This window comes from Agromyces seonyuensis, from assembly GCF_009789225.1.
Lineage (GTDB): Bacteria > Actinomycetota > Actinomycetes > Actinomycetales > Microbacteriaceae > Agromyces > Agromyces seonyuensis.
The window spans coordinates 1-526 of the sequence record NZ_WSTA01000167.1 but is presented as its reverse complement, the minus strand read 5'-3'; the positions used below and the strand labels follow the sequence as shown (position 1 = coordinate 526).

Genomic DNA, 526 nt, shown 5'->3' with positions numbered 1-526 from the left:
AAGCCCGGCCCCAAGGCCCCCGCGGCGCCCGCCGCCCCGGCTCCGGTCGACGAGCCCGCGCCGGCCACGGCGTCGGTCCCCACGGTCGCCGAGCGTCAGGCGCAGGCCGAGGCCAAGGCCGCCGAGCAGGCTGCCGCGAAGTCGGCCCCGGCCGCCCCTGAGGCCGCCTCCGGCGCGCCCAAGCCCGGCGCAGCCGCGCCGAAGCCCGGCGGCGCCCCCAAGCCGAGTTCTTCGCGTCCCGGCAACAATCCCTTCGCGTCGTCGCAGGGCATGGGCCAGCGCCCCGCCCAGCCGCGTCCCGGCAACAACCCCTTCGCGTCGTCGCAGGGCATGGGCCAGCGCCCGTCGCCCGGCAACATCCCGCGTCCTCAGCCCCCGCGTCCCGGTTCGCCGCGCCCCGGCGCTCCGCGTCCCGCGGGTGCCGGTCGTCCCGGCGGCCCCGGTCGTCCCGGCGGTCCCGGTCGTCCCGGCGGTGCCGGCGGCTTCCAGCGCCCCGGCGGCGGCGCCGGCGGCTTCCAGCGCCCCG

At 81.6% G+C, this 526-nt stretch carries 1 pseudogene; it reads left to right on the top strand.

Features of this window, described 5'->3' with window-relative positions:
- Window positions 1–526 (top strand): annotated as a pseudogene (locus GB864_RS18070) (translation initiation factor IF-2); the annotation flags it as partial.